Annotated in this window: 8 protein-coding genes; 3 read left to right on the top strand and 5 right to left on the bottom strand. The window is 55.3% G+C overall.

The genetic code is table 11. The annotated features are described in order from the left end of the window. The first annotated feature begins 175 nt into the window (after positions 1-175). The 3 genes from KGL31_04970 to KGL31_04960 all read left to right on the top strand — a co-directional run bounded on the left by KGL31_04970 (position 176) and on the right by KGL31_04960 (position 1,440). Entirely contained in the window at positions 176-649 is a 474-nt protein-coding gene (locus tag KGL31_04970) for a hypothetical protein (protein ID MDE2321255.1), read from the top strand. Positions 650-734: 85 nt separating this feature from the next. Beyond that, on the top strand, positions 735-1,025 hold the full coding sequence (locus KGL31_04965; protein ID MDE2321254.1) for a type II toxin-antitoxin system Phd/YefM family antitoxin: 291 nt from the start codon (positions 735-737) through the stop codon (positions 1,023-1,025). Further along, complete coding sequence (locus KGL31_04960; GenBank protein MDE2321253.1) at positions 1,015-1,440, top strand: putative toxin-antitoxin system toxin component, PIN family; 426 nt, start codon at positions 1,015-1,017, stop codon at positions 1,438-1,440. The genes KGL31_04965 and KGL31_04960 overlap by 11 nt, the downstream gene beginning before the upstream one ends. Before the next feature lie 394 nt (positions 1,441-1,834). Here KGL31_04960 and KGL31_04955 read toward each other — a convergent pair whose 3' ends face one another. From KGL31_04955 to KGL31_04935, 5 genes are all read right to left on the bottom strand, one after another. Continuing rightward, positions 1,835-2,125 carry a hypothetical protein gene (locus KGL31_04955; GenBank protein ID MDE2321252.1) on the bottom strand — a complete coding sequence of 97 codons (291 nt, stop codon included), beginning with the start codon at positions 2,123-2,125 and terminating at the stop codon, positions 1,835-1,837. Positions 2,126-2,172: 47 nt separating this feature from the next. After that, positions 2,173-3,504: a guanine deaminase gene (gene guaD, locus KGL31_04950; GenBank protein ID MDE2321251.1), complete on the bottom strand. Its 1,332-nt coding sequence runs from the start codon at positions 3,502-3,504 to the stop codon at positions 2,173-2,175. Between the two features lie 214 nt (positions 3,505-3,718). Then, positions 3,719-4,513, bottom strand: a complete 795-nt coding sequence (locus KGL31_04945; GenBank protein MDE2321250.1) for a hypothetical protein — start codon at positions 4,511-4,513, stop codon at positions 3,719-3,721. A gap of 290 nt (positions 4,514-4,803) precedes the next feature. Beyond that, entirely contained in the window at positions 4,804-5,103 is a 300-nt protein-coding gene (locus tag KGL31_04940; GenBank protein MDE2321249.1) for a LapA family protein, read from the bottom strand. Between the two features lie 14 nt (positions 5,104-5,117). Next, positions 5,118-5,464, bottom strand: a 347-nt coding sequence (locus KGL31_04935; GenBank protein ID MDE2321248.1) for an HlyC/CorC family transporter, incomplete at its 5' end; no start/stop codon positions are given.

The raw sequence follows: 5,464 nt of genomic DNA, 5'->3' as shown, positions 1-5,464 counted from the left end.
CGATGCTCCGGCTCTCGCGCGCCAGACCGTGGCAGGCGACCTTCCTCGCACATCTCTCGCGCCTGCTCCCGAAGGACGCCAACTGCAATGCAGTTCCGGTGACAGAGGCTAAGATATGAGTTCAACTGCAATATTCCGGTTTATAGGAAGAAGCCTTTACCAATGGAAAGACACGGTGCCCTCTCAATCACTGCAACGTCTGAAGGCACTGTGGGAAGGCCGCCTTACTGCCGCGAAAGAGGCGGCAACACCTGACAATTATATCGCTGAGATGTCTGTCTTTGGTTGGTGGTTTGTTTCGGAAAAGTTCGAGCCTGCTTGGGCAATCAAGCAACTCGATGAGGCTCTCAAGATCGCAGGCAAGGTGGAGCACGAAGAGACAGTTGTAGAGCGGCTTGCCAGACTCTCGCAGAACATGCCACGAGAGGCCGTTCGATGTCTTGAAGCCCTAGTCAAAGGAGACAAGGAAGGCTGGCGCATTCATGGTTGGCGCGTACACATACGGACGATCCTCGTAACGGCGCTTCGTGAGGCTGATCTTGAAACGAGGATCGCTGCTGAGAACCTGATTCACTACCTGGGTAGCCGGGGTTATTTCCAGTTCCGAGACCTCTTGCAAAGCGCCTCTTCCAGCCATTTCCAGGCTTGACGCACGTTCCTGTCTCGTCTATCATCTGATTGAACTAATTAATCAGTTCTTTAGTTGAAAGGAGGTGGAATCCATAGGCACCAGCGTGACAAAGCGTGCGACCAGGGTCGTCTCGGCCCTTACTGCGAGAACCCAGCTTGGGGCGATCATGCAACGCGCACGGGACAGGCAAGAGCGGTTCATCGTAGACCGCCGAGGCGAGCCGCAGGTGGTGATCCTCTCGGTGGAGGACTACTTCCGGAATGTAGTGAAAGAGCCACAGAGCCTTGCGCGGCTCCAAGCAGAAGCAAAGAAACGAGGTCTCGACAAATTCCCGATGTCTGCGATCGATCGGGAAATCCGCCGCATCAGAAAGGTCAGGCAGCGTGGCGTCTGAACCCCGGGCGGTCCTCGATACGAACGTTGTTGTTGCGGCGGTGCTCAACCCGGATGGTCTTCCTGCCGCAATTGTCTCTGCCGCGACCGCGCTGATCTTTAGGCTGTGCCTCTCCGATCCTATCCTCGAAGAATATGGAGAGGTGCTCACGAGAGGCAAGTTCCAGTTTCCGCAGGAAATCGTCGCCAGCCTACTTACCGATCTCGAAGCGACCTCCATGAAGGTCAAGCCCACTGTGCAGCTCTCTCTCACCAAGGACCCCGCCGATAATAAATTCCTCGAATGTGCCATAGCTGCAAACGCTTCCTTTCTTGTTACCGGGAATAGTCGACACTTCCCTCTACGGTGCAGAAACGTACAAGTGATTACGCCCCGCGTATTCTTTGCCCTTCTCGTCGAGCAACTTTCTAGCTAGCCAATGAGAGTGAGCACGCCGACGTTTCCCAGCAAGGGACCGCTCTTTGTTGTCGGACTCCATGGGAAAGGTTAGGGCATCTGGCCGGACGGTCCCATGCGGACCGGGGACGGTTTGCGCGGCCCAACTCCGCGAGCAGTATAGAACACCGATGCGGCCTTTATTGTCTTGCGCGAGCAGGGCTGGAGGTTGGCTCGTCCCCACCCGGGTACATCTTGCCGTTTGTCGATCAATTGCCCACCGTGAGAGGATCCAGCTTGCAATCGAGTTGGGACAGCGTGTCAGGGAACAGCTTTGATGAACAGTGTGATTGGATGGTTGTGGATAGATATGAAGAGCGGAGGCGAAAATTCAAAAAGAGATCCGACCTTTGCTTCTCAGGATTTCAATATAGTCATCCCTGGTACGACTGGTGCGAAAGTTGTAGCTGAAGCGTAGCCCAGACTCTCTGTAAATCTGGGCTGAGGCGGTCTTTCCCTTCTTCGAGGGTAAGGTACAGTTCGACAATGGCTCTCTGGAGATCGCGTAGCGCTTCAGATAGATTAACTCCGAAGCCAAACTCGTCAAGTTCAGTGGCTTCAGCGATAACGTGTTGGTTCTCCTTTGTGATCTTGACAGTAATAGGCGACTGTACCCGCAAGCGCCCATCCCGCAACGTACCAAGGAAAATGTGGTCCGGTAGCATCGGACTTCCTCCAAGTTTTACTACGGCAGACTTGCGTAACCTTACCCTCAGCTTTTGCTCGCGTTGTTACCGTGCGAACTACGATCGTAGCAGAGGACTCCCCGAATGTAGGTCTGCTCGACGATGCGGTCATCTCCCCGAAAGATCATGCGGGAGAGCAGCGCCTCAGGGGAGATGTCCGGCCCTTTGTCTGCCGGTAGGGGGCTGAGTCTCTGTGGATTCACAACGATAAAGTCAGCCTCTTTGCCGCGCCCAAGGCTGCCGATTGTGTCGTCCAGTCCCAACGCCTTTGCGCCTCCCAGTGTCGCCATATAAAAGGCGGTGGCTGGGGAGATGTCTCCACCGCCGAAATCGGGGAGAAAACGGCGGGCGGTGTGTACATACATCGCCGAGCGCATGACTTCAAACGGCGAGAGAGTCGGCCCACCACCCACATCCGACCCTAAACCGATACGCAGGTCCATGTCCAGCAGTTCGCGCAGCGGCATAAGTCCGCTCTTGAGGAAGAGGTTTGAGGTGGGACAGTGGGACAAACAGGTTCCTGTATCCGCCAGCAGGCGCCGCTCCTCTGGGCTGACATAGATTGCGTGGGCCAGGATGGTCTTCGGACCTAAGAGGCCGGCCCTGAAGTAGACATCGGTGTAGCTTCGCGTCTCCGGGAACAATTCCCTGACCCATTGCAGCTCAGTAGGATTTTCAGCTAAGTGGGTTTGAACGTACGCACCATACTGACTGGCCAGCTCACCCACAGCCTTCATCAGAGCCCTGCTGCATGTCGGAGCAAATCTCGGGGTAAAGGCATAGAGCAACCTGCCATTGGCGGCCCCGTGCCACGTCCGGCACACCTCCTCGCTTGCCTGAAGAGATTCTGATGTTTTCTCCAGGAGGAAATCTGGAGCATTCTGGTCCATCATGACCTTCCCGATGATGGCCCTGATCCCTGTTTTTTCCGCCCACTCAAAGGCCACGTGGGTGCTGTCTTTCCGAACCGAGCAATATATGGCAGCGGTCGTTACGCCATGGGAGAGAAGCGAGCGGAAGAAAACGGGACACAGCGTGTTGGCAGCCTCTGGAGTGAACTCCCGCTCTGCCGGATAGATGTCTTTCTTGAGCCACTCCAACAGCTCTTTGCCATACTGTGCAACTGCCGCATACTGAGGCAGGTGAGTGTGAGTATCGATAAAACCGGGTAAGATCAGCCGATCTGAGCAGTCAACGATGGCGACGCTGGGGTACTGCTGATGTATCTCATGGTACGCCCCGACTTTGAGAATTGCGCCGCTCGTGTCTACGACTATTCCTCCGTCTACATGAAATGTATACCGATCTTCTGCTACCGGATTCAAGATCTGCCCGCGGAACAGTCTCACGTGTCGCATGTGGACACCTTTTCTGAGCATGAATCGGCGTGGATCGTCCTGACAACAGAAAAGGAACGTAACCGGAGACAGGGAGGCTGGAGTATGTTGATTGGCGCAAACAGATGTAGATGATTCTCGTCACAGCACTTCGTCAAGCTGATCATGAAACCAGGCGTGCCGCCGAGAACCTTGCTCACTATCTGGGTAGCCGGGGTGCCGCCGGCTACCCCCTTTAGGCCTCTTTTTTCTGCTTACCGTTGTTCCTGAAGAAGATGAGGCCGCCAACAAGGACCGACAGGCCGACCACTATGCCGATCACTTGGAGTCCCCCGCTAGACATAAACGATGAGCCGGCCGCCTGTTTTTGGAGGCCGACCGTAAAGGGAATACTGAACGTAGGATCAACGGCTTGGATTTCTGCTGGTGTCGGGTCACCGGGACCGTGGCTGTGCTTGACCAGGTCCAACTCTCCTGGCTCAGAGGCGGCATGGGGCTTATGGGCGATCCCAGGCCCAACAGCTTCAAACTTCATAATGGCCTTATAATGACCGGGTGTGGAAATATCGACCGTCAGTCTGATCGACCCATCACGGTACACCGTCGGTGGCAAGGAGGCGATCGTATGGGTATGCGCCCCGTGGCCCTCCTCATGGCCTTCTCCGTGGCTCTTGCCTTGCTCTTCGCCGGCTTCCACAATCTGGATGGAGATGGGTAGTCCCCGCATCTCCTCATTCAGCAGGTCAAAGGTGATCGCCATCTTACCCGTCTTCGGAACCCCTTCACAATACGACTGGAATTCCTGCTTGAGTTTTTGGGATCCTACTTCCTGCAGCATGCCGATCGCTGATTCGCCGTATTGTTGCTGATAGGCCGCAAAGTGCACCGTGTAGTGACCCTTCTTTTGGACACACGCGTCCATTTTGTCCATGCCGCCGCCCATCCCCTCACCACCGTGGGCGCGCGCCTGAGACGTCCAGGCAACAAACAGAAGCATCGCGCAGCATAACGAGATCAGGCATTTCCTCATTCACTTCCTCCTTCGGTTGTAACTAAGAGTTCCAACTTCGAGTGACACAACAAACCATATTATATACCAAATCACCTCCTATTTTCTATATTGTTCGGCAGATCCAAGAATAGAGATTGATCGCCACCCATTCATGTGTCTGTCATTGCGAGCACCCGAAGGGTGCGCGGCAATCTCATCGTCCTGTTCTCATGACCTTGGAGGCCTTCGGGCGAAGAACGGTTGGATTGCTTCGCTACGCTCGCCGACGCATCCCAACATTTATTCTTGGGAGCAGAGATTTCCAATCATCACCGAGTTCCGGGCATGTCCTTAGTACGTTGTGTTTCACACTCCTGGAGCCGCTGCTCGAGCTCAGTGATTCGCTGTGACTGGTCCCGCATTCGCATTCGCAGCCGGAAGGTTCCGGGAAGGCTCAAGAAGATCGCCATAATCGCTCCAAGGGCAGTTGAAATGAGAATCACGACCACCAATGAGCTCTGAAACTGCCACCAGATGAATTTTACGACCGCCTCGCCGGAGTTCTGAACGGAAAAGGTTGCGATGACCACTGCGAGGATCAGGAAGCCTATGAGGGAGAGCTGATTCATTCTGCGCCTTCTGCTCAATGCGTTGCCGGCAGCTCTTCGACCTTGATTCGGGCGATCCGTCGGCCTTCCATATCAACGATCGTCAGCTTCTTGCCCTGGTAGGTGATGATATCGCCGCCCTTGGGCATCCGCTGAAGCTGAGTCAGCATAAAGCCCGCGAGGGTCTCGTAGGCCGGCGATTCAGGAAATGGCAACCCGTGCTCATCTCGCAGGTCCTTGATGTTCAGTGAGGCGTCGATGATGAGCGAGCCGTCCCGCAGCCGTTCGACGGGCTTCTCGGCAGTCTCGTACTCATCGTGGATCTCTCCGACGATCTCTTCGAGGAGATCCTCCATGGTGACCAGCCCGTCTACGCCCCCAT

This window comes from Candidatus Methylomirabilota bacterium, from assembly GCA_028870115.1.
Lineage (GTDB): Bacteria > Methylomirabilota > Methylomirabilia > Methylomirabilales > Methylomirabilaceae > Methylomirabilis.
This window is presented reverse-complemented; position numbering and strand designations above follow the sequence as displayed.